The 26,983-nt window shown below is 66.4% G+C and carries 17 protein-coding genes; 5 read left to right on the top strand and 12 right to left on the bottom strand.

Annotation, left to right across the window (positions count from 1 at the left end; genetic code table 11):
• Positions 1-16: 16 nt before the first annotated feature.
• Genes BLU54_RS16435 through fdnG form a run of 3 tightly spaced genes read right to left on the bottom strand, consistent with a single transcriptional unit; the run spans position 17 to position 4,738 of the window.
• Positions 17-700 (bottom strand): formate dehydrogenase subunit gamma, encoded by a 684-nt coding sequence (locus BLU54_RS16435; protein ID WP_091910774.1) that lies wholly within the window; start codon positions 698-700, stop codon positions 17-19.
• Positions 697-1,656 carry a formate dehydrogenase subunit beta gene (fdxH, locus tag BLU54_RS16440; RefSeq protein ID WP_091910777.1) on the bottom strand — a complete coding sequence of 320 codons (960 nt, stop codon included), beginning with the start codon at positions 1,654-1,656 and terminating at the stop codon, positions 697-699. Before fdxH ends, BLU54_RS16435 begins: the two co-directional genes overlap by 4 nt.
• 10 nt (positions 1,657-1,666) lie before the next feature.
• On the bottom strand, positions 1,667-4,738 hold the full coding sequence (gene fdnG, locus BLU54_RS16445; RefSeq protein WP_091910778.1) for a formate dehydrogenase-N subunit alpha: 3,072 nt from the start codon (positions 4,736-4,738) through the stop codon (positions 1,667-1,669).
• Between the two features lie 342 nt (positions 4,739-5,080).
• Here fdnG and BLU54_RS16450 point away from each other — a divergent pair, with 342 nt between their 5' ends.
• Complete coding sequence (locus BLU54_RS16450; RefSeq protein WP_211435367.1) at positions 5,081-6,289, top strand: calcium:cation antiporter; 1,209 nt, start codon at positions 5,081-5,083, stop codon at positions 6,287-6,289.
• 1,264 nt (positions 6,290-7,553) lie between these two features.
• Positions 7,554-8,735: an MBL fold metallo-hydrolase gene (locus tag BLU54_RS16455; protein ID WP_211435368.1), complete on the top strand. Its 1,182-nt coding sequence runs from the start codon at positions 7,554-7,556 to the stop codon at positions 8,733-8,735.
• A gap of 84 nt (positions 8,736-8,819) precedes the next feature.
• Here BLU54_RS16455 and rpoD read toward each other — a convergent pair whose 3' ends face one another.
• The 4 genes from rpoD to BLU54_RS16480 all read right to left on the bottom strand — a co-directional run bounded on the left by rpoD (position 8,820) and on the right by BLU54_RS16480 (position 15,725).
• On the bottom strand, positions 8,820-10,874 hold the full coding sequence (gene rpoD, locus BLU54_RS16460) for an RNA polymerase sigma factor RpoD (RefSeq protein ID WP_091910964.1): 2,055 nt from the start codon (positions 10,872-10,874) through the stop codon (positions 8,820-8,822).
• Between the two features lie 1,017 nt (positions 10,875-11,891).
• Positions 11,892-13,856: a DNA primase gene (gene dnaG / locus BLU54_RS16470; protein ID WP_091910966.1), complete on the bottom strand. Its 1,965-nt coding sequence runs from the start codon at positions 13,854-13,856 to the stop codon at positions 11,892-11,894.
• Between the two features lie 87 nt (positions 13,857-13,943).
• The gene (locus tag BLU54_RS16475; protein ID WP_091910968.1) at positions 13,944-14,393 is read right to left on the bottom strand and encodes a GatB/YqeY domain-containing protein; all 450 of its coding nucleotides are present in this window, start codon (positions 14,391-14,393) and stop codon (positions 13,944-13,946) included.
• Between the two features lie 117 nt (positions 14,394-14,510).
• On the bottom strand, positions 14,511-15,725 hold the full coding sequence (locus BLU54_RS16480; RefSeq protein ID WP_091910970.1) for a BaiN/RdsA family NAD(P)/FAD-dependent oxidoreductase: 1,215 nt from the start codon (positions 15,723-15,725) through the stop codon (positions 14,511-14,513).
• A gap of 423 nt (positions 15,726-16,148) precedes the next feature.
• On the opposite strand from BLU54_RS16480, the gene tsaD reads away from it, so the two are divergent.
• Positions 16,149-17,192 (top strand): tRNA (adenosine(37)-N6)-threonylcarbamoyltransferase complex transferase subunit TsaD, encoded by a 1,044-nt coding sequence (gene tsaD, locus BLU54_RS16490; RefSeq protein ID WP_091910784.1) that lies wholly within the window; start codon positions 16,149-16,151, stop codon positions 17,190-17,192.
• Between the two features lie 130 nt (positions 17,193-17,322).
• Here tsaD and folE2 read toward each other — a convergent pair whose 3' ends face one another.
• The 4 genes from folE2 to BLU54_RS16510 all read right to left on the bottom strand — a co-directional run bounded on the left by folE2 (position 17,323) and on the right by BLU54_RS16510 (position 21,772).
• A complete protein-coding gene (gene folE2 / locus BLU54_RS16495) occupies positions 17,323-18,138 on the bottom strand; it encodes a GTP cyclohydrolase FolE2 (protein ID WP_091910786.1) in 816 nt (271 codons plus the stop codon).
• Between the two features lie 346 nt (positions 18,139-18,484).
• Positions 18,485-20,392 carry a 1-deoxy-D-xylulose-5-phosphate synthase gene (gene dxs / locus BLU54_RS16500; RefSeq protein ID WP_091910788.1) on the bottom strand — a complete coding sequence of 636 codons (1,908 nt, stop codon included), beginning with the start codon at positions 20,390-20,392 and terminating at the stop codon, positions 18,485-18,487.
• Between the two features lie 182 nt (positions 20,393-20,574).
• Complete coding sequence (locus BLU54_RS16505; RefSeq protein ID WP_328586141.1) at positions 20,575-21,441, bottom strand: polyprenyl synthetase family protein; 867 nt, start codon at positions 21,439-21,441, stop codon at positions 20,575-20,577.
• 40 nt (positions 21,442-21,481) lie between these two features.
• Positions 21,482-21,772: an exodeoxyribonuclease VII small subunit gene (locus BLU54_RS16510; RefSeq protein WP_407919438.1), complete on the bottom strand. Its 291-nt coding sequence runs from the start codon at positions 21,770-21,772 to the stop codon at positions 21,482-21,484.
• A gap of 273 nt (positions 21,773-22,045) precedes the next feature.
• Here BLU54_RS16510 and BLU54_RS16515 point away from each other — a divergent pair, with 273 nt between their 5' ends.
• Positions 22,046-23,152 (top strand): aromatic ring-hydroxylating oxygenase subunit alpha, encoded by a 1,107-nt coding sequence (locus BLU54_RS16515; protein ID WP_091910793.1) that lies wholly within the window; start codon positions 22,046-22,048, stop codon positions 23,150-23,152.
• A gap of 319 nt (positions 23,153-23,471) precedes the next feature.
• Here the strand turns inward: BLU54_RS16515 and polA are convergent, their stop codons facing one another.
• Positions 23,472-26,225 carry a DNA polymerase I gene (polA, locus tag BLU54_RS16520; protein ID WP_091910795.1) on the bottom strand — a complete coding sequence of 918 codons (2,754 nt, stop codon included), beginning with the start codon at positions 26,223-26,225 and terminating at the stop codon, positions 23,472-23,474.
• Here polA and BLU54_RS16525 point away from each other — a divergent pair, their 5' ends adjacent.
• Positions 26,226-26,969: an LOG family protein gene (locus tag BLU54_RS16525; RefSeq protein WP_091910797.1), complete on the top strand. Its 744-nt coding sequence runs from the start codon at positions 26,226-26,228 to the stop codon at positions 26,967-26,969.
• Positions 26,970-26,983: the final 14 nt, after the last annotated feature.

Raw genomic sequence — 26,983 nt, forward strand, 5'->3', positions numbered from 1 at the left:
CGCTCGTGCCGCCCCTTCAGTTGCGGCGTTCCCGGATGTCCTCGACGCTCATCCGGCCCTCGGCCTTGCCGGAGGCGACGTCGCGGAACCACAGCGGATGATGCTTGCGCGCCCAGCCGTAGCTGACCGTGCCGCGCACCATCGCGCCGATCGACCCTTTGACCCACAGCGCGGCGTAGATGTGCACGATGATCCCGACGATCAGCGCGAATGCGCAGAACGCGTGGACCACGGCCGCGAAACGGATCACGGTGATCGGGAAGTAGAAGGAGAAATAGCGGCGCCAGATCACGATGCCGGACAGCAGCAGCCCGATCAGGCACAGCACCATCACGAAGAACAGCAGCTTCTGTCCGGCATTGTACTTGCCGATCTTGGGCAGCCTTTCCTCACGATTGGTCAGCACGTCGCGAAACTGCTTGAGCCACTGAACGTCGTATTTCTCGATCTTGTTGTGATGCCAGAAGCGGATCGCCAGCGAGCCGAACGACAGGAACATCACCACACCGATGAACGGGTGCAGGATGCGCGTCCATTGCCCGCCGCCGAGGATCGCGTACATCCAGGCCATCGACGGGTGGAACATCGCCAGGCCCGACAGCGCGAGCAGCACGAAGGTGATCGCAGTCACCCAGTGATTGCTGCGCTCGTTCGGGCTATAGCGACGGATCATGCGCGGATAACGGGGATGATCGCTCATGGCCGGGTCTCCTCGGTCGGGTTCACACGTGCACGGTCGCTGCGCGCCGCGTCGTCCTCGAGGCGGCGCGCGTCCTCGTCGGCCTCGCGTTCGTCCTCGTCGCTCACCTCGTTCGGACCGACACGGGTGTAGTGGAAGAAGCCCGCCATCGCCGAGAGCACGATGCCGGCAACCGCCAGCGGCTTGCTGACGCCTTTCCACAAGCGCACCAGCGGACTGATGCGCGGGTTGTCCGCCAGCCCGTGATACAGCGACGGCTTGTCCGCGTGGTGCAGCACGTACATCACGTGCGTGCCGCCGACGCCCGCCGGGTCGTACAAGCCGGCATTGTCGAAGCCGCGCGACTTCAGGTCGACCACGCGATCCGCCGCCTGCTCCTTCATGTCCTCCTTGGTGCCGAACATGATCGCGCCGGTCGGACAGGTCTTCACGCAGGCCGGCTCCTGGCCGACCGCGACGCGGTCGGAGCACAGCGTGCACTTGTACGCACGGTTGTCCTTCTTCGAGATCCGCGGGATGTTGAACGGGCAGCCGGTGATGCAATAGCCGCAACCGATGCAGTTCTCCTCGTGGAAATCGACGATGCCGTTGGTGTACTGGATGATCGCCCCAGGCGCCGGACACGCCTTCAGGCAGCCCGGATCCTCGCAATGCATGCAGCCGTCCTTGCGGATCAGCCACTCGAGGTCGCCCTTCGGATTCTCGTACTCGGTGAACCGCATCACCGTCCACGACTGGTCCGACAGGTCGCGCGGATTGTCGTAGACGCCCGTGGTCGTACCGACCTCGTCGCGCAGATCGTTCCACTCCATGCACGCGGTCTGGCACGCCTTGCAGCCGATGCACTTGGTGACGTCGATCAGCTTCGCGACGGTTCCAGTGACCGGCGTACGCGCCGCGGGCGGCTGCGTGGTGGTCGCGGAGAGGCGCTTGATGTCTAGAGATTGCAAAGCCATGTTTCGCTCCTTACGCCTTTTCCACCTTCACCAGGAAGGACTTGAACTCCGGTGTCTGGGAGTTCCCGTCGCCTACCGATGGCGTCAGCGTGTTCGCGATGTAACCCGGCTTGGCAATGCCCTTGAAGCCCCAGTGAATCGGCACGCCGACCGTCTGGACCTTCTTGCCCTCGATCATCAACGGCTTGATGCGCTTGGTAACCAGCGCGACGGCCTCGATGTGGCCGCGCTTGGAACTGACGCGCACGCGGTCGCCAGCCACCACGCCAACTTCCCTGGCCAGGTCCTCGCCGATCTCCACGAACTGCTCCGGCTGGATGATCGCGTTCAGACGCGCATGCTTGGTCCAATAGTGGAAGTGCTCGGTGAGCCGATAGGTCGTGGCCGTGTGCGGGAACTCGGCGGCCGTGCCGAAATCGGCACGGTCGTCGGCGAACACGCGCGCCACCGGCGAACTGGTGACCTGCGCATTGTTCGGATGCAACGGGTTGTGACCGATCGGCGTCTCGAACGGCTCGTAGTGCTCCGGGAAAGGCCCTTCGTTCAGCCCGTCGCGCGAGAAGAAGCGCGCGACCCCTTCCGGATTCATGATGAACGGGCCCATGCCGTTCTCGGGCGGCTCGTCGACCTTGTAGTCCGGCACGTCGAAGCCGCTCCATGCGCTGCCGTTCCAACCGATCAGCTTACGGCGCGCGTCGAACGGACGCCCGTCCGGCGCGGCCGAAGCACGGTTGTACAGGATGCGCCGGTTGACCGGCCAGGCCCACGACCAGTTCAGCGTCTGGCCGAGGCCCGACGGATCGGCGTTGTCGCGCCGCGCCATCTGGTTGCCGGCCTGTGTCCAGGCCCCGCAATAGATCCAGCAGCCGCTCGAGGTCGTGCCATCGTCGCGCAGCAGCGCGAAGCTGGGCAACTGCTCGCCCTTCTTCGCCAGGATCTTGGTCGGATCCTTCGGATCGGTGATGTCGGCGAGCGCGCGGCCGTTGAACTCCTTGGCCAGCTCTTCCGGCAACGGGCTTTCCGGCTCGATGTACGGCCAGTCCAGATTGACGATCGGGTCGGGGTACTTGCCGCCCTCGGCCTGATAGGCCTTGCGCATGCGAAGGAACAGCCCGGACATGATCTCGATGTCGCTGCGCGCTTCGTACGGCGGTTCGGCGCCCTGCCAGTGCCACTGCAGCCAGCGCGACGAGTTCGTCAGCGAGCCCTGCTCCTCGGCGAAGCAGGTGGTCGGCAGACGGAACACCTCGGTCTGGATCTTGGTCGGATCGACATCGTTGTGCTCGCCGAAATTGCGCCAGAATTCGGACGATTCGGTGGCGAGCGGGTCCATCACGACCAGGAACTTCAGCTTGGCCAGCCCGGCACCGACCTTCGCCTTGTTCGGCGCGGCCGCCAGCGGATTGAAGCCCTGCAGGATGTAGCCGTTCATCTTGCCTTGCGCCATCAGTTCGATGGCCTGCAGCAAGTCGTACGACTTGTCGAGCTTCGGCAGGTAGTCGTAGCCCCAGTTGTTCTCCGCGGTCGCCGCCTTGCCCCACCACGACTTCATCATGCTGACGTAGAACGCGCGGTAATTCTTCCAGTAGCTCAGCTGGTTCGGCCGCAACGGCTTCTGCGCACGCTTGTCGATGTAGGCCTCGTAGTCCTGCTCCCCTTCCATCGGCAACGTCATGTAGCCGGGCAGCAGGTTGGACATCAGGCCCAGGTCGGTCAGGCCCTGGATGTTCGAGTGGCCGCGCAGCGCGTTCATGCCGCCACCGGCGATGCCGATGTTGCCCAGCAGCAGCTGGACCATCGCGCCGGTGCGGATGATCTGCGAGCCGATCGAATGGTGCGTCCAGCCCAGCGCGTACAGGATCGTGCCGGCACGATCCGGCGACGCGGTCGAGGCGAGCATCTCGCACACCGTCAGGAATTTCTCCTTCGGCGTGCCGCAAGCCTTTTCCACCATCTCCGGCGTATAGCGCGCGTAGTGGGCCTTCATCAGGTTGTAGACGCAGCGCGGATGCTGCAGCGTCATGTCGACCTTCACGTAGCCGTCGTCGCCGCGCTCGTAGTCCCAGCTCGACTTGTCCGCGTACGCGCGCTTCTCAGCGTCGTAGCCGCTGTAGAGACCATCCTCGAACGCGAAGTCCTCGCGCACGATGAACGGCATGTCCGTGTAGTTACGGACGTACTCATGCTGGATCTTGTCGTTGGTCAGCAGGTAGTTGATCACCCCGCCGAGGAACACGATGTCCGAGCCGGTTCGGATGGGCGCGTAATAATCCGCGACCGATGCCGTCCGCGTAAAGCGCGGGTCCACCACGAGCAAGCGCGCCTTGTTGTGCGCCTTGGCTTCCGTGACCCACTTGAAACCGCAAGGGTGTGCTTCTGCGGCATTGCCGCCCATCACCAGGATTACGTCCGCGTTCTTGATGTCGACCCAATGGTTCGTCATCGCGCCACGGCCAAACGTCGGGGCAAGACCTGCCACCGTCGGGCCGTGTCAGACACGTGCCTGGTTATCGAATGCGAGCATCCCGGTGCTACGGACGACCTTGTGGGTCAGGTAGCCGGTTTCGTTGCTGGCGGCCGACGCGGCAAGCATGCCGGTCGTCAGCCATCGATTGACCTTCTGGCCCTTGTCGTTGTTCTCGACGAAGTTGGCGTCCCGGTCCGTCTTCATCAACTTCGCGATGCGATCAAGCGCGTCGTCCCAGCTGATGCGCTGCCATTCGGTCGAGCCTGGCGCGCGGTATTCGGGGAATTTCAGGCGCGACTCGCTGTGGACGAAGTCCAGCAGGCTCGCGCCCTTCGGGCAGAGCGTGCCGCGATTGACCGGATGGTCGGGATCGCCTTCGATATGGATGATGCTGCGCTTCGCATTCTTGGCGCCGTCACCGAGGCTGTACATCAGGATGCCGCAGGCGACAGAGCAATACGTGCAGGTATTGCGCGTTTCAACAGTGCGCGACAGTTTGTATTGACGCACCTCGGCCAAAGCGGTGGCGGGCGAGAAGCCCATCAACGCAAGGCTCGACCCCGCAAGCGAGGTAGCGGTGACCTTCAGAAACTGGCGCCGGGAGAGTTGCAACATGTGGGGCTCCGGCTTTTTTAAAAACACGCGAAGTATAGGCCGTTCGGTCGCTTCGCGCCCGCCCGAGAGCAGGCTTACGAGACAAGAAAATGTCGTGCCAGCAATGACTTAGGTTTTTCCCGACCGGGCGGACGGCCACTGCGGCTATCCGCCGCATCGCACCGGCGCCACGGCTCGCGACGCCGGCGGCGCGATGCTTGCGCAGTGTAAGATTTTGCTTCCGCCGGTGTCCGGTCGTCGTATCCTTGATATCCCTGCCCTGTTGCAGGCTGCCGACACCGCACGCACGGGACTTCGAACGCACGGGACTTCGACCGATCCACCGCCTGGACAACTTCGATGATGACTGCACTGAGATTGGCGATCGGCTGGCTGGCGGTCCTCGCCGTGAAGACCTTGGGCCCGGCGTTCGGGCTGACGCCCTCCCCGTTAGTCTCGGCACTTTGCCTGGCATTGTTGCTGGCCGTGATCGTCTGGACCGCCTTCGGTGTGGTCCACGAGGCGGAAGCCCTGGCCGAATTGCTCGGCGACCTGCTGGGCACGCTGGTGCTGACCTTGTCCGTCGTGATCATCGAGGTGGCACTGGTGGCGGCGGTGATGCTCGGCGCGGAGGGCGCGCCGACGCTCGGCCGCGACACCATGTTCGCGGTGCAGATGATCGTGCTGAACGGCGTCGTCGGCCTGAAGCTGCTGATCGGTGGCTTCCGCTACCGCGAGCAGACGTACAACCTGCAGGGCGCCACCGCCTACCTGACGGTGCTGATCCCACTCACCGTGTTTCCGCTGGTGCTGCCGAACTTCACCCGTTCGACCGCTGACGGGACGATGACGGTCACGCAGGCCGCTGCGTTCTCGCTGATGACGATCGTCCTGTATGGGGTATTCCTGATCCTGCAGACGGGTCGGCACCGCGATCACTTCCAGCAGCCGGCCGGCGGCCAGGGTCAGGACCTGCCGCCATCGGCGGCAGCAGCCGCCATCGAAGCCGACCACCCGAGTCACGACGCCGCCGCGACGCCGCGGCGGCCGCATCTGCCGCTGGACAGCGGCAGCGACAGCGGCAACGGCAACGGCGGCGGCGGCGGCGGCGGCAGGCGCAGCCGGATCGTCGTACATTGCGTGCGGCTGCTGGCAAGCATTCTGGTGATCGTGCTGCTCGCCAAGGGCATGGCGCAACTGCTCGACCAGGTCATCGTCGCGCTGGACGCACCGGCAGCGCTGGGGGGCGTGCTGATCGCGGCGATCGTATTTACCCCCGAGGCCATCACCGCGTTGCGCGCGGCGAACAACAACGAACTGCAGCGCGCGATCAATCTGTGCCTCGGCGCGGCGACGTCGACGGTCGGGCTGACGGTGCCCGCCGTGCTTGGTATCGGTCTGCTGACTGGACAGCCCGCCATCCTCGGCCTGCCGCCGACCGAGATGGTGCTGCTCGCGGTGACACTGCTGATGAGTGCCCTGACCTTCTCCGGAAGTCGCACGACGATGCTCGGTGGCGCAACGCATCTGGTCGTTTTCTTCGCCTACTTGGTGCTGATCTTCAGCCCGTGAGGCATTGCGTCGATGCGAGCGCGGCGATGTCGTGCGTCACGCCGTGGCGCTACCGTTCACGCTGCACCGCCGCGCGCAAGCCGCCTCACCGCGCGAGCCGGTCGGGCGGCCGATCGCCGCATAGCACGGGCCGGGCTGTTGCAAGCAGCGGTGGAATCGGCAGCCGCTTCCGCCCTCACGCGGCAGCGAGCGCGAGCGCACGGCGCATGCAACGAGGTTCAGGCAAGGATTGGGGGATCACGGGGATTAAGGTGGGCCTGGTGACAGGCGCAGCGCCCGTGGCGAACACCACGGTTTGGCTTCGTGAGCTACGTTGGCTACCGCGAGCCCGCCGGATGACGCATGATGCATGACACATGACGCATGCGGTCGACGGGGACAACCGTCGGGCGCGGACTGAGCGACGCTCCGAGGCGAACCGACCACGCGCGACGCGGTCGGCAGGCGGACACGCGTGTGAAAGCCCGCGCGTTGGATTATGGTGGGCCGTGTTGGACTTGAACCAACGACCAAAGGATTATGCCTACCACTTCGGCTTTCGCCGCCCGTTTCCGGTTCGTGGCCTGGACTCTGTCTTGCCTTTCGGCCTTCCCGTCGAGTCTCTACACGTTCTCCCGCAAGGGAGCTTCGCTCGGCGTTGGCATGGCGCGATGCGCGTTAGCGTTCACCGAATTTGAGAAGTTCTACGTCAAGGCAGAGCGAACTTACCTTGCGCAACCCGATCGGCGTCGTCCGTGCGCAATCGACACAACTGGATGCGTTTAGGCAGACACCGCTTAAGTCCTCTGCTCTAACCAACTGAGCTAACGGCCCATAGCCGGCAATTATCGCATGCGCCGGGCAATCGGGACAAGACTAGTCGGTGCATGTGCTCGGAAGCTTGTCCCCATGAATGCCAGTCGGAGCCTACTTTTCCAATGCAGAAATCGGCCATGTCGAGTCATCGTTTTTGTGACGCTATGCCCCGCGCTATGCCCCATTCCGGACCATCCAGCCGCACGGAGCGGCGCAATCCGTACTGCGTAGCAAATCCGCGCGGAGAGATCGCAGGCGCCATAACCGCGGTGCCGGCGCGACGGACCCGTCGTCAGCCCGCGCAGCATGGCCTCGCGGCAGGCATGGCGATGACGGCGAGAAGGGACGCCGACCTGCCACGCTCACAGGCGTTCAGCGACGAAGTCGGGATCGCCTGCATGGGCGTCCGGCCACGTGCTGGCGTGCGCGCACGGGCAGCCGCCCCGTCCCTCCGTCGGTTGTCAGTCTGATGCGCAAGAACACTACGCCTGACGCGCGTTCGGGCAAGACGCCGCCGCTCGGCGGCGCGGCCGACCGGCGGCCGCCTCGGCGTGTCAAACATTGGCGGCGCCATGCGATGCTGGGGCTGGGGCTGGCCGGTGTCGGCGCGGCAGCGTTGTTTGCAATCCGCACCGGCGTGGCTGGTTTCGACGGTTGGGGGCTGAGCAGCCGTCCCTACCGCGGTCCGGTCACCGATCACTTCGACGGCCAACGCTTCCATTCAGTGCCGCCCACGCCGCGCACCTCGTTCTTCGACGTTCTCCGCTGGCAACGCGGGCGGCCGGCCGACGACTGGCGCGAGGAAGCGGCTGATCCGACCGGCGCGCAGCCGGCGCGACGCGTCGACGGCGCGGCGCTGACCGTGACGCTCGTCAATCATGCGACGCTGCTGATCCAGCATCGCGGTCTCAATATCCTGACCGATCCGATCTATTCGGCGCATGCGGGCCCGTTCGGCCGTTTCGGGCCACGCCGCTACACGCCGCCGGGCATCGCCTTCGATGCGCTGCCGCCGATCGATGCGATCCTGATCAGCCACAATCACTACGATCACCTCGACGCTGGCACGCTGTCCGATCTCGCGCGACGTTTCCCGTCGGCACGCGTGTTCACTGGTCTTGGCAACGGTCACCAACTCCGGCATGCCGGTTTTCGGGATATGGTCGAGCTCGATTGGTGGCAGGCCGCGCCGCTGTCGGCGGGCGTCGCGGTACAGGCAGTGCCTGCGCGGCACTGGTCCGAACGCATGCCATGGAATGTCAATGCGACGCTGGTCGCCGGCTTTGTACTGACTTCGCCCGACGGATCGGTCTACTTCGCCGGCGATACCGCGGCGGGCGGCCATTTTGCCGAGATCGCGGCTCGCCTCGGGCCGATCCGGTTCGCCGCCTTGCCGATTGGCGCGTACGCGCCACGCTGGTTCATGCAACGCAGCCACATGTCGCCGGCGGAAGCGGTTCAGGCCGCGCTTGCGCTCGATGCCCGCCAGTCGATGGCGATCCATTTCGGCACGTTCCGGCTATCGGACGAGGCCCAGCATGCGCCCGAAGCCGCGCTGGCCGATGCGCTGCGCCGCACCGGCTTCGACGCCGAACGCTTCGTCGCGTTGCGCCCGGGGGGACGCCTCGCGGTGCCGCCGCTGCCGTCGTGAACCCGGCGCGCCAATGAAAAAAGGCGAGGCCCTGGGGCCTCGCCTTTTCATCGGTCAGCCGCGTTGTGGGCGGCTGACGATGCATCAATTGCCTTCGAGGAAGCTCTTCAGCTTGTCCGACCGGCTCGGGTGACGCAGCTTGCGCAGCGCCTTCGCCTCGATCTGACGGATGCGCTCGCGGGTGACGTCGAACTGCTTGCCGACCTCTTCCAGCGTGTGGTCCGTGTTCATCTCGATGCCAAAGCGCATCCGCAGCACCTTCGCTTCGCGCGGCGTGAGCGAATCGAGCACGTCCTTCACCACGTCGCGCATGCTGCCATGCAGGGCGGCTTCGGCCGGTGCCACGGTGTTGCTGTCCTCGATGAAGTCGCCCAGATGCGAGTCGTCGTCGTCACCGATCGGCGTCTCCATCGAGATCGGCTCCTTCGCGATCTTCATGATCTTCCGGATCTTGTCCTCCGGCATTTCCATCTTCTCGGCCAGCGTCGCCGGATCGGGTTCCAGCCCCGTTTCCTGCAGGATCTGGCGCGAGATCCGGTTCATCTTGTTGATCGTTTCGATCATGTGGACCGGAATCCGGATGGTCCGTGCCTGGTCGGCGATCGAACGCGTAATCGCCTGCCGGATCCACCACGTCGCATACGTCGAGAACTTGTAGCCGCGACGATATTCGAACTTGTCCACCGCCTTCATCAGGCCGATGTTGCCTTCCTGGATCAGATCCAGGAATTGCAGGCCGCGATTCGTGTACTTCTTCGCGATCGAGATCACCAGACGCAGGTTGGCCTCGGTCATCTCACGCTTGGCCTGGCGCGCCTTTAGTTCGCCTGCCGCCATCTGGCGGTTGGTTTCCTTCAGGTCCTGCAGCGGCAGCACGACCCGCGCCTGCAGATCGATCAGCTTCTGCTGCTGCTCGCGAATCGCCGGCACATTGCGCTCGAGCACGGCGCTGTACGAATGGCCCTCGGCAATGATGCGCGGCGCCCAGTCCAGGTCGGTCTCGCTGCCCGGCAGGCGCGTGATGAACTCGGTGCGCGGCATGCCGCACTTGTCGACCACGATGCCAAGGATTTGACGCTCGACCGAACGCACTTCCTCGACCTGCGCGCGCAGCGTGTCGCACAACCGCTCGACGGTCTTCGCGGTGAAGCGGATCGTCATCAATTCGGACTGGATCGCTTCCTGCGCTTCGAGATAAGGACGCGACTTGTAGCCTTCCTTCTCGTAGGCATCGCGCATCTTCTCGAACAGGTCGCTGATGCGCGCGAACTTTTCGAGCGACGCGGTGCGCAGCTTTTCCATCTGCGCGGCCGACGCCGAGGCCGACGCGGCACGGCCGCCGTCGTCCTCTTCCTCGCCGTCGCCTTCCTCGTCCGAGTCTTCGTCGGCCGCTGCCTCGTCGTCCTCGTCGTCGGCGGCCACGGCCACCTCTTCCTCGACGATTTCCTCGCCGGTCGTCTCGTCGAGCAGACCGTCGACGAGTTCGTCGATGCGCGACTCGTCATTCGCGACGCGTTCGGCCAGGCCAAGGATGTCGGCAATGGTCGTCGGGCAGGCCGAGATCGCCTGCACCATGTGCTTCAGGCCGTCCTCGATCCGCTTCGCGATCTCGATTTCGCCTTCGCGGGTCAGCAGTTCGACCGTGCCCATCTCGCGCATGTACATGCGCACCGGGTCGGTCGTACGGCCGAATTCGGAGTCGACGGTAGAGAGCGCGACTTCCGCTTCTTCCTCGACTTCGTCGTCGCTGGCGGCGTTCGGCGCATTGTCGTTGAGCAGCAGCGTCTCGGCATCCGGCGCCTGCTCGTAGACCGACACGCCCATGTCGCTGAACGTGCCGATGATGTTCTCGATCGCCTCGGCCTCGACGATGTCGTCGGGGAGGTGGTCGTTGATTTCGGCGTAGGTCAGGAAGCCGCGCTCCTTGCCCAGCTTGATCAGCGCGCGCAGCTTCTGGCGCCGTTCCTCGAGCTCCTCGGCCGTGCCCGGCTGGTGCGAAGCGAACGCGTCCTTGAGCAGCGCCTTTTCCTTGGCCCGGCGGTCGCGCGCCTTCTGCTTTTCGACCTTGCCGGTGCTGGCGCTTTCCGGAGCCGGTGTGGTCTCTTCGTCGTGGGAAACTTCGTTCAACGGTTTCTTCATGGAGTTCGCCATAGCGGCCTCGTTGCCGTCGCATGTCGCGACGTGAAAGTCGGCCGGATGTTCCGTAATGCAATACGCCGTCCGTACCGCGCTGCCTGTCCGACAAGGCTGCGACCCGGGCCTGCTGCCCTGTCGTGCCCGCTCACCGGCATGCATGCCGGGTACTATTGGCCGTCGCTCGCGGCCATCGGGGGGCCGATTCCGAGGTGTCCCGTCGCGCCATGCCCACTCGCATGCCGCCTCCACCCGTCTTGCGCGTCGCTCCACTGGAGCCGATCATGGCGTCATCCCGGCCCTGTCGCCGGCGCCTTGTGCGCTTGGGTAGAGACACTCGTTCACGGAAACCCTCGATTATAGCACGCCATCAGCCTTTTTCCGGGCTAATTGCTTGTTTCGATGCGGCTATCTCGTCGGCAGGGAAGCAGATAGGGGTCGAATCCGCGATCACAAGAGGGGAAGGACGCACTGCCTGTGCCGAAGCGCAGCGGGATGCACACGGCCATTGCGCAGCCCCCAGCCGCAGTAGCATCGCGCCCCGCAACCCGGGCAGCGGCGCGGCAAGCGCGCCGGGCGCTCGGGGCACAAACCGGGGCCAGCACCCAGACAAGCAATCAGTGTTCAGTGCTCGAACACGGAACGCGAGACCCGGCTTTCGGCACGATGCCGGATCGCGCATGTGAGCGGAACGCGCGCACCGGCGACACCGCGTTCCAGCAGGCGGCCGTCGCCTGGGAAGCGCCCTTGCCGGGCATGCGCCCGCCCTTCGATCGCCGGCCATGTGCACGACAACCGTGACGAATCATGGCATTTGAGGGTGTCGCCGGCGCCCGACACCGTGAATCCGAGCCGCACTGCCGCCGGGGCCGCGATCGATGTAAGCCGCGATTTAAGCCCTGATGCAAGCCCTGATGCAAGCCCTGATGCAAGCCCTGATGCAAGCCCTGATGCAAGCCCTGAGGGTAAGCTCCGATGCAGCCCCGAGGCAAGCCAGCAGGGAGTCACCGGCCAGCCCTCCCTTCAGGCTTCGGTTGACGACACCGGCGCCAGGCCGCGCTTGAGTTCGATCGCCAGGCGCGAGAGCGCCGCGAACTCGGCCGTCTCGTCGGCGCTGAGCGCGCCCTGGCGGCTCAGGCGGCTGAGCCGTTCGCAGCAGGCGTCATACCGCATGCGGGCCAGCGCCCCGTGTACTTCCGCTTCCGCCGATTGCTCCAGCTCGCGATGGCGAGCGGCCTGCGCGGCGTCGCTCGGATCGTAGAGCAACAGGTCCCGCGCATTTTCGTCGTAGCTGAGGATCTCGTCGAAGGCATCGACGAAGGTTTCCGCATAGGCGCTGCGGCGCAACGCATCGGCGAGATGCCGGAACTCGGCGTCGTCGCCGAGCGCCCGTGCCTGCTCGATGACCTCGGCGAACAGCGCGTGGTGGCGCGCGCAGAGCGCCAATGTATCGGTGGCGTCCGCATCCAGTGCCGCCGCGACCCGCGGGAACATCAGCAGGTTGCGCAGCGCCCGCTGCTCGGTGCCCACCACGCGCCGACGCTCGGCGAACGGCGCGGCCGCGACCCGGCGCGGGGCGGCGCTGGCGGCATGCAGCTCCACCTCGCAGAGTTCGGCCACTTCACCGACCGACAGCCCCAACCGATCGGCCAGCGCGTGCAGGATCTGCACGCGCAATGCGTTCTTCGGCAACGCGCGCAGCAACGGTTTTGCGTCGAACAGCGCCTTGGCGCGTCCTTCGGGACGGTCCAGCGCCTTGCCGGCAACCGCTTCGCTCAGCAGGAAGTCGGAAAGCGGCGTGGCCCGCGCGATCTCCCCGGCGAAGGCCTCGCGGCCGAACTCGCGCACGAAGCTGTCCGGATCGTGCTCGGCCGGCAGGAACAGGAAGGCGATCTCGCGCTGATCGGCTGCATGTGGCAACGCGGCCTCGAGCGCGCGGCGCGCGGCGCGGCGGCCGGCCTTGTCGCCATCGAAGCTGAACACGATGCGATCGGTCTGGCGCACCAGCTTCTGCACGTGCACCGGCGTGCAGGCGGTGCCGAGCGTGGCAACCGCATTCGGAAAACCCAGCTGCGCCAGCGCGACGACGTCCATATAGCCTTCGACGACCAGCACGAAACCCTGTTCGCGGATCGCCTGGCGCGCCTCGAACAGCCCGTAGAGTTCGCTGCCCTTGCTGAACAGCGGCGTTTCCGGGGAATTCAGGTATTTCGGTTCGCCGCTGCCCAGCACCCGCCCACCGAAGGCGATGACCTTGCCGCGGCTGTTGCGGATCGGGAACATGATCCGATCGCGAAAGCGGTCATAGCGCCGCCCCTCGCCGTCCGGCCCGGATTTCTTCTCGCTGACCAGCACCAGTCCGGCGTCGACCAGCGCCGCGCTGTCGTAATCCACGCCCGCGGATGCGAGATTCTGCCAGCCGTCGGGCGCATAGCCGAGGCCGAAGCGCGCCGCGATCTCGCCGCTCAGCCCACGCCCTTTCAGATACTCGATCGCGACCGGCGCGCCGCGCAGTGCCCGACGATAGTAATCGCAGGCCAGTTGCATCACTTCCACCAACGGCGCCGCTTGCCGCGCGCTGGCCGCCGGCACCGCCGCCTCGACGTGCGAGCCATCGCCGTCCGGAGAAGCCGGCCCATCGCCGCCATGGCTCGCACCGGCGCGTGGCGGCGCGCCACGCCCGCCCGGCCGGTTCGACTCCTGCGGCACGGTCAGGCCCTGGCTGTGCGCGAGGTCGGCGACCGCTTCCGGGAAACTCAGTCCCAGATGCTCCATCAGGAAGCTGATCGCGCTGCCATGCGCACCGCAGCCAAAGCAATGGTAGAACTGCTTGGTCGCGCTGACCGTGAACGACGGGCTCTTTTCGTTATGGAACGGGCACAGGCCGCTGTAGTTCGCACCGGCCTTCTTCAGTTTGACGTGCCGGCCGACCACCTCGACGATGTCGACGCGGTTCAGCAGGTCCTGGAGGAAGGCGTTCGGAATCATGCGCGGCCTCCGCAAGGCAGCCGCGGCCATGCCCGGCGCGCCGAACGCGGCGCCGGCATCGCGTGCCCCTGGACGACCTTCATCGGCTCACTGCCCGGCAAGCGCCGCCTTGACCTGCGCCGAGACCGCCGACATGTCCGCCTTGCCCGCCAGGCGGGGCTTGAGGAGCGCCATCACGCGGCCCATGTCCTGCGGCCCCGACGCTCCGGTCTCGGCCACGGCAGCGGAGACCTGCGCGGCGACCTCGGCGGCGTCGAGCTGGGCAGGCATATAGGCAGCGAGCACGGCCTGCTCGGCTTCCTCGCGCTCGGCCAGGTCCTCGCGGCCCGCGTTGCGGTATTGCTCGATCGCATCCCGTCGCTGCTTGATCAGTTTCTCGACCACCTGCGTGACCTGCGCGTCGTCCAGCGCGATCTGCTCGTCGACCTCGCGCTGCTTGATCGCCGCCAGCAGGAGTCGGATGGTGCCGAGGCGCGCCGTGTCGCGTGCGCGCATGGCGGCCTTCATGTCATCGGAGATACGTTCTTTCTGGCTCATCGTGGCGTCGGCATGTGAAGCGCGCGCGCTCGTCATGCGGCGCGCGGCGGCCGCGGCGGGTTCGTCGCGGCGGATGCGCCGACTATAGCATGGGCTTCCCCGGCACCGCCGGCCGCCTCAGGCGGCGCGCGTCTGCTCGGCCGCGGCGCGCGCGGCGGCCACGCCGGACGCCCACGCCCACTGGAAGTTGTAGCCGCCAAGCCAGCCCGTCACATCGACCGCCTCGCCGACGAAGTACAGGCCCGGCACGGCGCGCGCCGCCAGCGTGGACGACGACAGGTCGCGCGTGTCGACGCCGCCACGGGTCACTTCGGCCTTGCGCCAGCCTTCGGTGCCGGCAGGCAGCACCTGCCATGCATTGACCGCGGCGCCGAGCGCGCGCAGCGCGCGGTCCGGCAGGTCGGCCAGCCGCGCGTCGCCAGTCACGCCGGCGCGCGACAGGGCAGTCGCCACCAGGCGGGCCGGCATTGCGTCGGCGAGCATGGTCGCGACGCTGCGACGGGCGCCATGCTTTTCGCCGATCAGCCATGCCGCCAGATCGCGTCCGGGGGCGAGGTCGATGACGATCGGTTCACCGCTGCGCCAGTAGCTGGAGATTTGCAGGATCGCGGGACCCGACAGCCCCCGATGCGTGAACAGCAGATCCTCGACGAAGCGGCCGGCGCTGGCGCCGGCACCGGTGCTCACGCCTGCTTCGACGGACAGGCCGGCCAACGCCGCGTAGGCATCCCACTGCGCGGTGAAGGTCAGCGGAACCAGCGCCGGCGTCGGCGACACGACGCGCAGACCGAAGCGTTCCGCAAGCCGATAGGCGAAGTCGCTGGCGCCGATCTTCGGGATCGACAGGCCTCCCGTGGCAATTACCAGCGCTGGCGCGGCCAGCGGACCGGCATCGGTGTGCAGCAGGAACGAGCCGTCGGACTCGCGCTGATAGTCGCGCACTTCGACCGGATGGCGGATCGCGACCTGACCGGCGGCGCACTCGCGGCGCAGCACCTCGATGACCTGTTCGCTGGAGTCGTCGCAGAACAATTGCCCGCGATGCTTCTCATGCCAGCGCACACCATGCCGATTCAGCAGCGCGATGAAGTCGGCCGGCGTGTAGCGCGCCAGCGCGGAGCGACAGAAGCGGGGATTGTCCGACAGGAAGGCCGCAGGTCCGGCATCGCGGTTGGTGAAGTTGCAGCGTCCGCCGCCCGAGATGCGGATCTTTTCGGCGATCCGCTTCGCATGGTCGAGGACCACGACGCGCCGGCCAAGCTGTCCAGCAACCGCGGCACACATCAAACCCGCGGCGCCGGCGCCGAGCACCGCAATATCGAATTTTTCCATCCGGCATTGTAACGGCTGGCGCATCTGGCGGCGCATCTGGCGGCGCATCTGGCGGCGCATCTGGCGGCGCATCTGGCGGCGCATCTCGAGGCGCATCTCGAGGCGCATCTGGAGGCGCATCTGGAGGCGCAGCCAAATGCACATCGGAGGCATCGGAGGCATCGGCGCGGTCGTCGGCTGCCACTGCCCGGCGCGGGAGGGAGCCGGGCAAACGCGGTATACTCGCGCGGCCAGTTTGGTCCCGCTTTGCCGTGCTTCGGCGCCGCTTCGGTCGTCGTCTTCGCTGGCTTCGCCCGACGCAACGCGCGCCCTGGCGTTGCTCGATACCGAGAGGCGAGGCAGCGAGCGCCCGATGACGCCATCGCTCGTGCCGCTGCGACCCTGCCCTTCGCCACACTCCCCATCCGTTTCCGGCACCAACCCATGCTCGTTCTCGGCATCGAAAGTTCCTGCGACGAAACCGGCCTCGCGCTCTACGAGACCGGTCACGGCTTGCGTGCTCATGCGCTGCATTCGCAGATCGCCATGCACCGCGAGTACGGCGGCGTGGTGCCGGAACTGGCGTCGCGCGATCATATCCGCCGCGCCTTGCCCCTGCTGGAAACCGTGTTGGCGGAAGCGGGCGTCGGGCGGCAAGCGATCGATGCAATCGCGTACACGGCCGGCCCGGGTCTTGCCGGCGCGCTGCTGGTGGGCGCGAGCGTGGCGAATGGGCTGGCCTTTGCGCTCGACCGCCCGGTCGTGCCGATTCATCACCTCGAGGGTCATCTGCTCTCGCCCCTCCTTGCAGACCCGCCGCCGGCTTTCCCGTTCGTTGCCCTGCTGGTATCCGGCGGTCACACGCAACTGATGCGCGTCGACGACGTCGGCGAATACACGATACTCGGCGAAACGCTGGACGACGCGGCGGGCGAGGCCTTCGACAAGACGGCCAAGCTGCTCGGCCTTGGTTACCCCGGTGGTCCGGCGGTGTCGGCGCTTGCGGCACAGGGGCGGCCGGGCGCGGTAACGCTGCCGCGGCCGATGCGTCATTCCGGCGATCTGGATTTCAGCTTCAGCGGTCTGAAGACAGCCGTCCTGACGCAGGTGCGGGCGGCTGAACGCGACGGACGGCTCGACGACGCGTGCCGCGCCGACATCGCACGCGGCTTCGTCGACGCGGTCGTCGACGTGCTGGCCGAGAAGTCGCTCTCGGCGTTGCGGGCGAACGGGCTTGGCCGTCTGGTCGTCGCCGGCGGTGTCGGCGCCAACCAGCAGTTGCGCGAGCGGCTGAACGCGCTGGCTGCCAAGCGACGCTTCACCGTCCACTACCCCGATCTGGCCCTCTGCACGGACAACGGGGCGATGATTGCGCTGGCCGGCGCCTTGCGGCTCGCGCGTTGGCCCGAACAGGCGACCCGCGACTATCGCTACGGCGTCAGCCCGCGCTGGGAACTGGGCAAGCCGCAGCCGCGTCGCGCCGCCTGAAACGGGCGCACCATGCGGCTCGAATCGCCGTCCCTACAAACAAAACGCCGCCGACGAAGAAGCCTTCGCCGGCGGCGTTTTCATTTCGGCTGCCGCGGCCGGGCCGCCGCGCTAGCAGCGCGAACCGGTCTCAGCGCAGCGCAATGCGCTTGTCGTGCTCGATCAACGCATAGGCGCTGTGATTGTGGATCGACTCGAAGTTCTCGGCTTCGAGCACATAGGCTGCAACCGCCGGCTCGGTGTTCAGGCGGACAGCGATGTCGCGCACCAGATCCTCGACGAACTTCGGGTTCTCGTAGGCGCGCTCGGTGACGAACTTCTCATCCGGACGCTTGAGCAGGCCCCACAATTCGCAGGACGCCGCTTCCTCGGCGATGCGCACTAGCGCATCGATCGAGATTTCGCCCGACAGTTCCGCGTCGATCGTGACGTGGGACCGCTGGTTGTGTGCGCCGTATTGCGAAATTTCCTTCGAGCACGGGCACAGGCTCGTCACCGGTACCAGCACCTTCAGGCGCAGACCGGCCGGCTGCCCCGCGCGTGCATGGGCGACCAGCGTGACCTGGTAGTCCAGCAGGCTGCGCACGCCGGACACGGGCGCCACCTTGGAGATGAAATACGGGAAGGTGACGGCGATCCGGCCCGACTCGGACTCCAGACGCAACAACATCTCCTGCGCCATCGCGCCGAACGACGCGGCATCGAAAGGCTGCGCATGGTCTTCCAGCAGCGCGACGAAGCGCGACATGTGCGTGCCCTTCTGCTCCGGCGGCAGATGCACGTCTAGGTCGAAGGTGCCGACGCTCGGTTGCACGCCGCCGTCGGCCGTGCGCACGCTGATCGGGTGGCGCACGCCACGCACGCCAACGCGCTGAATCGGGATCTGGCGCGTATCGACGCTGCTCTGCACGTCCGGCATCGCGAAGCCAGGGATCATTTGGTTCATGACGTTATTCACCGGCTATCCGGTTGTTTCGGCCGCATCTTGTCGACCGGAGTGAAAAACGAGGCGCGGCGGACGGCGCACCGAACGAAGCCGCCGAGCTTGTCGATTCCGCGGCGCGGCGGCCCACGAGGGCACGGCAGTCTGTCGAAAACCGGACACGTCCAGAGGCGTCGGCATGACGCCGCGACCCGGCTGCGGCCCTAGTCCGTTCCCACGCCGAAAGGCACCGCCACGATCGGTCTCATCGACCCGCTTCATCAACCCGCCTCATCAGCCCGCTTCACCGACCCGCCGCGCCATGCCTGACCATACGGCATGCACGCGGGCGATCGAACGGCCGCCATGCTCAGGCGACCAGCTTGCTTGCCTTCGCGGCCTCGGCCGACTGCTCGGGGAAACGCGTCCGGATCGATGCGGCGATGCCGGCGGCGTCGAGACCGCAAGACGCCAGCAGCTTCGCCGGATCGCCATGATCGATGAAGCGATCGGGGAGGCCCAATTGTAGTACGGGCGGATTAACCCCACGCTGCAACAGGGCTTCGACGCACGCGGAGCCCGCGCCGCCCATGATCGCGCCTTCCTCGACGGTGACGAATGCATCGTGCGTTGCAGCCAGCGACAGCAGCAACGCCTCGTCGACCGGCTTCACGAACCGCATGTTCACGACGGTCGCGTCGACGATCTCGCCGGCGGCAAGCGACGGCGCGACCATCGACCCGAAGGCCAGGATCGCCACCCGCGGCGCCGTGCCGATCGCCCGCGCGGTCTCGCGCACCACTTGCCCCTTGCCGACCGGCAGGGCTTCCAGCTTCTTGACGGTGGCGACGCCCGCGCCGGCACCACGCGGATAGCGTACCGAGGCCGGCGTGCCAAGTTGCACGGCGGTGTACAGCATCTGCCGGCACTCGTTTTCGTCCGCCGGCGCCATGATCGTCATGTTCGGCAGGCAACGCATGAACGGGATGTCGTAGGCCCCCGCGTGGGTCGCGCCATCGGCGCCCACCAGTCCGGCCCGGTCGATCGCGAAGGTCACCGGCAGGTTCTGCAGCGCCACGTCGTGCACCAGTTGATCGTAGCCGCGTTGCAGGAACGTCGAGTAGATCGCCACCACCGGCTTCAGGCCTTCGGCGGCGAGCCCGCCGGCGAACGTCACCGCATGCTGTTCGGCAATACCGACGTCGAAATAGCGTGCCGGGAAGCGCTGCTCGAATTCCACCAGCCCCGAGCCCTCGCGCATGGCCGGCGTGATGCCGACGATCTTCGGGTCGAGCTCGGCCATGTCGCACAGCCATTCGCCGAACACCTGCGTGTAGGTCTTCTTGCTCGCCGCGGCCGGCTTGATGCCTTCGGACGGATCGAACTTGCCGGGGCCGTGATAGAGCACCGGGTCGGCCTCCGCCAGCTTGTAGCCCTGCCCCTTCCTGGTGACGACGTGCAGGAACTGCGGCCCCTTGAGCTGCTTCAGGTTCTGCAGCGTCGGAATCAGTGAATCGAGGTCGTGGCCGTCGATCGGTCCGATGTAGTTGAAGCCGAATTCCTCGAAAAGCGTCGCCGGTACGACCATGCCCTTCGCGTGCTCTTCCAGCTTGCGCGCCAGTTCCAGCACCGGCGGGGCAACGCGCAGAACGCGTTCGACGTTCTTCTTCGCGGTCGCGTAGAACCGACCGGACATCAACCGGGCCAGGTAGCGGTTCAACGCGCCGACCGGCGGCGAGATCGACATGTCGTTGTCGTTGAGCACGACGATCAGCGGCACATCGTCGAGCACGCCAGCGTTGTTCAGCGCCTCGAACGCCATGCCCGCGGTCATCGCGCCATCGCCGATCACCGCGATCGCATGCCGGTCCTCGCCTTTCAGCCGGCTCGCCACCGCCATGCCGAGCGCCGCCGAGATCGACGTGCTCGAGTGCGCGGTGCCGAACGTGTCGTATTCGGACTCGCTGCGGCGCGGGAAGCCTGAAATGCCGCCGAGCTGACGCAGCGTCGACATCGCGTCGCGGCGGCCGGTCAGGATCTTGTGCGGATACGTCTGGTGGCCAACGTCCCAGACGATGCGGTCCATCGGCGTGTCGAACACGTAATGCAGCGCGATGGTCAGTTCGACCGTGCCGAGATTCGACGACAGATGGCCGCCCGTCTGCGAGACACTTTCGAGCAGGTAGGCGCGCAATTCGTCGGCGAGCGCCGGCAGCGAGGCGCGCTCCAGCCGGCGCAGCGCGGCCGGATCGTCGATGGTTTTTAACAGATCGTACATGTCGTTCAATTCTAGAAGACTTGGGCACCGGCGCCAGTGCCGTTACATTTGACTACGTTGCCGTGCGATCGGATGGCGCGGTAGCCGGCATATCCGCCGTATGCCCGAAGCCAGGGGCGCGTCGGCGGCCACTGAGCGTCGGCTACCGCCCGCCATGCATCGGCGCGCTCGACCGCCGCGCTTCAGTACGCGCGCTCCACCACGAAATCGGCCAGTTCACGCAGCCGGCGGGCGCGCGCCCCGAACGGCTCGAGTGCCCGTCCGGCGTCGGCCCGCAAGGCCCGCGCCAGTGCCCGGGCTTCGTCCAGCCCCAGCAAGGAAACGTACGTCGGCTTGTCGTTCTCCGCGTCCTTGCCAGCCGTCTTGCCCAGCGTCGCCGAGTCCACCGTCACGTCGAGAATGTCGTCGACCACCTGGAAAGCCAGCCCGACCGCCGCGGCGTACGCATCGAGCGCCTCGCGCGCGGCCGCATCGGGCGCCTGCGGCGCACACAACGCACCCAGGCGAACCGCCGCGCGCAGCAGCGCGCCGGTCTTCATCCGGTGCATGGTCTCCAGCGCCGGCCGGTCGAGCGCCACCCCGACGCTCATCAGATCGATCGTCTGACCGCCGGCCATGCCCAGCGAGCCGCTGGCGTGCGCCAGCTCGCGCGTCAATGCCACCTGCTGCGTGGCCGGTACCGGACAGGCGGCAATGGTCTCGAATGCCTGCGACTGCAGCGCATCGCCCACCAGCAACGCAGTGGCCTCGTCGTAGGCGACATGCACGGTCGGCTTGCCGCGCCGCATCGCGTCGTCGTCCATCGCCGGCATGTCGTCGTGCACCAGCGAGTAGACGTGAATCATCTCGATGGCCGCCGCCGCCGCGTCCAGCGCGTCGACCGGCGCGCCAAATACCGCCCCGGCCGCATGGCACAGCAGCGGCCGCACGCGCTTGCCGCCGCCGAGGACCGCATAACGCATGGCCTCGTGCAAGCGGCCCGGCGCCTGCGACGCGGGCGGCAACGCCCGGTCGAGCGCCGCTTCGGTGCGGGCGGCAATGCCTTCCATCCAGGCGCGCAGATCGTCCCGATCGTCGTGCACCGGTGCCTCAGACATCGTCGCCTCCCGCGGCGCGCAGACGCGCCGGGTCCAGCGCCACGGTGGCATCGGCCTCCAGCACGCGAACCTGCTGTTCCACCTGCTCGAGCTGGGCCTGGCAATAGGCGACCAGGGTCGCGCCGCGGCGATAGGCGGCCAGCGAATCTTCCAGGCTCAATGCCCCACCCTCCATCCGGGCGACCAGGGTCTCGAGTTCGGCGACCGCGTCCTCGTAGTTGCGCGGGGCGTCGGCAGCGCCCGACTCCGGCCGTTCGTCGGTGGCATTCATGGTCTTGTGCACGTCGGGCATGCGCGGCGGGGTGGGCATTCGGGACAAGCGGGCCATTTTACGGCAAACGGGCCGAACCGGCCCACGGCCGACCAGAAGTTTCGGCAAGCCCCGGCCGCGCCCGCCGCGCCGCCCACCGACGCCCCACCGAGCGCGCCTGCGGCCACACCGGCGACGGCGCGCCGCACGGACCCGCGTAGCGGGAAGATGTATAATCGATCGCTTTACTTCAATTTGCGCAACGGTTGCGTTGTTCGCTACTTCACGTATCAATTGGGAGTGGGAATGTCCAATCTGAGCCAGGCGCTTGCCCTGCAGGCCGCCCAAAGCCAACTGCCCGTTTCGGCGTATTTCGACGAAGCGCTCCATCGCCGCGAGTTGGCGACTCTGTTCGCGAACGGTCCCCGCTATGTCGGCCACGAACTGATGGTGCCGGAGAAAGGGGACTACTTCGCACTGCCCGCCGAGAAGGAAGGCCGGGTGCTGGTGCGAAGCGACGAGCAACGCATCGAGCTGTTGTCCAATGTGTGCCGTCATCGCCAGGCCATCATGCTGAACGGCCGGGGCAAGGCCGACAACATCGTCTGCCCGTTGCACCGCTGGACGTACGATCTGAATGGACAGTTGCTCGGCGCGCCCCACTTCGCGAACAAGCCGTGCGCGAACCTGCGCGGCACGCCGCTCGTCAACTGGCAGGGTTTGTTGTTCGAGGCGTCCGGGCGTGACATCCAGGCCGACCTGGCCTCGCTGGGCACCGCGCAGCACTTCAATTTCGCCGATTACCGCTTCGACCACGTCGAAGTGCACGAGTGCGCATACAACTGGAAGACGTTCGTCGAGGTCTACCTCGAGGACTACCACGTCGTGCCGTTTCATCCGGGGCTGGGCAGCTTCGTCTCGTGCGACGACCTGAAGTGGGAATTCGGCAACGCGTACAGCGTGCAGACGGTCGGTGTGCACAAGGCGCTGGAAAAGCCGGGCAGCCCGATCTACCGCAAGTGGCACGACGAGGTGCTGCGCTTCCAGGGCGGCCGCACGCCGCCGTTCGGTGCGATCTGGATGCTGTACTACCCGAACCTGATGATCGAGTGGTATCCGAACGTCCTGGTGGTGTCCTGGCTGATTCCGCGCGGCCCGCAGCATACGACGAACATCGTCGAGTTCTACTACCCCGAGGAAATCGCGCTGTTCGAGCGCGAATACGTCGAGGCAGAGCGCGCCGCCTACATGGAAACGGCGGTGGAGGACGACGAGATCGCGCTGCGCATGGATGCCGGACGGCTGGCGCTGTTCGAGCGCGGCGAGGATGACGCCGGACCCTACCAGAGCCCGATGGAAGACGGCATGCAGCACTTCCATGAGTATCTGCGTCGGGAACTGGGGCCGATCTGAGCGTTCCAGCCGCGTTGACCGCGCACTACGGCAGGCATGACGGCGGTGCCGCCATGCCTGCCATGCCTGCCATGCCTGCCATGTCCGCCGTGGTCGCCGTGGTCGCTGTCCCCGCCGCGCCTGCAAGCCGTGGGCGCAGGCAAACGCGAGCGTGGCAAGACTGGGCGGGCCTGTCGCACCCGTCCTGACCGCTTCCGCTTCCGCTTTCGCTTCCGTTTTCGTTTCCGTTCACTGACGAACCGGGCAACCGGCGCCGCGCCGCCGCGATGTATCCCGCAGTCCAGGCGCCTGCCGCGACGTCCACCCGACCGCGCACGATTCAGTGTGCGCGTTCCCAGTTCGGTCCGACACCCACCTCCGCCAGCAGCGGCACCTTCAGTTCGGCCACGCCGCACATCAGCGCGGGCAGCCGCGCCTTGACCTCGTCGAGCACCGATGCGGGCGTCTCGAGGACCAGTTCGTCGTGCACCTGCATGACCAGCCGGGCGGGCGACCCGCTCGCCTCGAGCCAGTCCTGCACGGCGATCATCGACAGCTTGATCAGGTCGGCCGCGGTGCCTTGCATCGGCGCATTGATCGCGGCCCGCTCGGCCGCCTGGCGGCGCGGGCCGTTGCCGCCATTGATTTCGGGCAGCCACAGGCGCCGTCCGAACACCGTCTCGACATAGCCCTGCGCGCGCGCCCGGATCCGCGTTTCCTCCATATAGCGCGCAACGCCTGGATAACGGGCGAAGTAGCGGTCGATGTAGACCTTGGCCGCGTCGCGCGCGATGCCCAGGTTCGACGCCAGTCCGAACGCGCTCATGCCGTAGATCAACCCGAAATTGATCGTCTTCGCCACTCGCCGCTGCTCGGTCTCGACCGCGTCGGGCGCGACGCTGAAGATTTCCGCGGCCGTCGCACGGTGCACGTCCTCGCCGCTGGCGAAGGCCTTGAGGAGATTCGCGTCGCCCGAGATGTGCGCCATGATGCGCAATTCGATCTGCGAATAATCGGCGGAGACGATCACATTGCCCGGCCCGGCCACAAACGCCTCGCGAATGCGGCGCCCTTCGGCCGTGCGCACCGGAATGTTCTGCAGGTTTGGCTCGTTCGAAGTCAACCGCCCCGTCACCGCCACCGCCTGTGCGTAATTGGTATGAACGCGCCCGGACGCCGGATCGATCATCTTCGGCAGCTTGTCCGTGTAGGTCGACTTCAGTTTCGACAGTGCGCGGTAATCGAGCAGCCGCTTTGGCAGCGGGTAGTCGTCGGCCAGCTTCTGCAGCACTTCCTCGTCCGTCGACGGCGTGCCGCTCGGCGTCTTCTTGACGACTGGCAGCCCGAGCTTGCCGAAGAAAATCTCACCGATCTGCTTCGGCGAATTCAGATTGAACGGGCCGCCGGCCAGGTCGTACGCCTCGGCCTCCAGCTCGATCAGGCGCTTGCCGATCTCGTGGCTCTGGCGGCCCAGCAGATCGCGATCGATCAGGACGCCGTTGCGTTCCATCACCTGCAGCACGCGCGCGACCGGCAACTCGATGTCCCGGTAGACGCGCAGCAAGCCCGCTTCCGCCTCGATCTGCGGAAACAGCGTGCGATGCAGCTGCAGTGTGACGTCGGCGTCTTCGGCCGCATACTCGCAGGCGCGCTCGAGGTCGACCTGCTCGAAACCGATCTGGCTCGCCCCCTTGCCGCACAGCGACTCATAGGTGATCGTCTTGATGCCGAGGTGGCGCTGCGCCAGCCCGTCCATGTCGTGATTGCGATGCGACTCGAGCACGTAGGATTGCAGCAGCGTGTCATGCGCGATCCCGGCGAGCTTGATGTCGTAATTGCCGAGCACATGCGCATCGTATTTCAGATGCTGGCCGACCTTCGCGCGCGCCGGATTTTCCAGCCACGGCCGCAGGCGCGCCAGGACTTCGTCGCAGGGCAACTGGATGTCGTCGCCCAGACCCACGTGCCCGACCGGCACGTACGCGGCATGGTGGGGCTCGACGCAGAACGACAGCCCGACCAGGCGCGCCTTGAGCGCGTCGAGCGACGTGGTTTCCGTGTCGAACGCCGTCAGCTCCGCCTGCTCGATTCGTTCGAGCCATGCGTCGAAGGTCGGCCAGTCGGTCACCAGCTCGTAATGGCGCGGCACGTCGACGGTGGCGGCCGGCGGCACGCCGCTGTCGGCCGGATAGGCGCCCTCCTCGCCCTGCGTCTCGGCTTCGAGCTCGCGCAGCCAGGTCTTGAAACCATGCCGGTTGTAGACGTCGCGCATCTCATCGCGCGCTTCGGGCTGGCCATGCAGCGACGCCTCGATCGATTCGAGATGCGGCGCCAGATCGCAGTCCGTGCGGACCGTGACCAGACGCCGCGCCATCGGCAGCCAGTCCAGCGCCCGCCGCAGGTTGTCGCCGACCACGCCCTTCACCGCTTCGGCGTGTTCGATCACGCCGTCGAGCGAACCGTATTGACCCAGCCACTTGACCGCGGTCTTCGGCCCGCATTTCTCGACGCCCGGCACATTGTCGACGGTATCGCCGACCAGCGACAGGTAGTCGACGATGCGGTCCGCCGGCACGCCGAATTTCGCGACGACGCCGGCCGGGTCGAGCGTCTCGTTCGACATGGTGTTCACCAGCGTCACGCGTTCGTTGACGAGCTGCGCCAGATCCTTGTCGCCGGTCGACACGACGACGTTCATGCCGGCTTCCGCCGCGCGCGTGCACAGGGTGCCGATCACGTCGTCCGCCTCCACGCCTTCGATCGACAGCAGAGGCCAGCCCAGTGCGCGCACGGTGTGATGGATCGGCTCGATCTGACGCGACAGATCATCCGGCATCGAGGGCCGGTTGGCCTTGTAATCGCTGTAGAGATCGTCCCGGAATGTCTTGCCACGGGCGTCGAAGACGCACGCGATATACTCTGCCGGATACTCGCGCCGCAGGCGCCGCAGCATGTTGATCATCCCGTACAGCGCGCCTGTCGGTTCACCGTCGGGCCCGCGCAGATCGGGCATCGCATGGTAGGCCCGATACAGATAGCTCGACCCGTCTACCAGCAACAGGGTTTTGCCCTGCAGGATTTGTTTTACCGACATATGACGAAAAGAAAGGTGATTCCGAGTCTGCGTTCGCTCGCAGATCAAGACCGCGCGACGGCCATGAAAGCGCGCGCATCGTGGCAGCTGTTCACGATTATGGCAGAGTTCATCGAGGCCACGGAGTACCTGTCGGAGATACGGCCAGCCGTCAGCATCTACGGCTCGGCACGCCTGAAGCCAAACACCAAGTACTACAAGCTGGCGCAGAAGATTGCCCGAAAACTGTCCGACGAGGGCTTCGCGGTGATCTCCGGCGGCGGTCCCGGCATCATGGAAGCGGCCAACAAGGGCGCGCACGGCGGCCAGGCACCGTCGGTCGGACTGAATATCGAACTGCCGCATGAACAGTCCGGCAACCGCTACCAGGACATCATGCTGCGCTTCCGGCACTTCTTCACGCGCAAGGTGACGTTCGTGAAGAACTCGGACGCGGTGATCGTGATGCCGGGCGGTTTCGGCACGCTGGACGAACTGAGCGAGGTGCTGACGCTGATCCAGACGAAGAAGTCACGCCTGGTGCCGATCATCCTGGTGGGCACGACGTTCTGGCAGGGACTGCTCGACTGGTTCCGCGACGAACTGCTCGCGATGAAACTGATCGGGCCGCACGACCTGGAGCTGATCCAGGTGATCGACGACCCGGACGAGGTGCGCGACGCGGTCCTGCGCTTCTACGAAAAACAGGACGCCGGCAAGAAGAAGCCGGTGAAGGCGCAGGACGACGACATGTTCTACCTGTAAACGAAGCGCGCCGC

Source organism: Chitinasiproducens palmae, assembly GCF_900095735.1.
GTDB lineage: Bacteria > Pseudomonadota > Gammaproteobacteria > Burkholderiales > Burkholderiaceae > Chitinasiproducens > Chitinasiproducens palmae.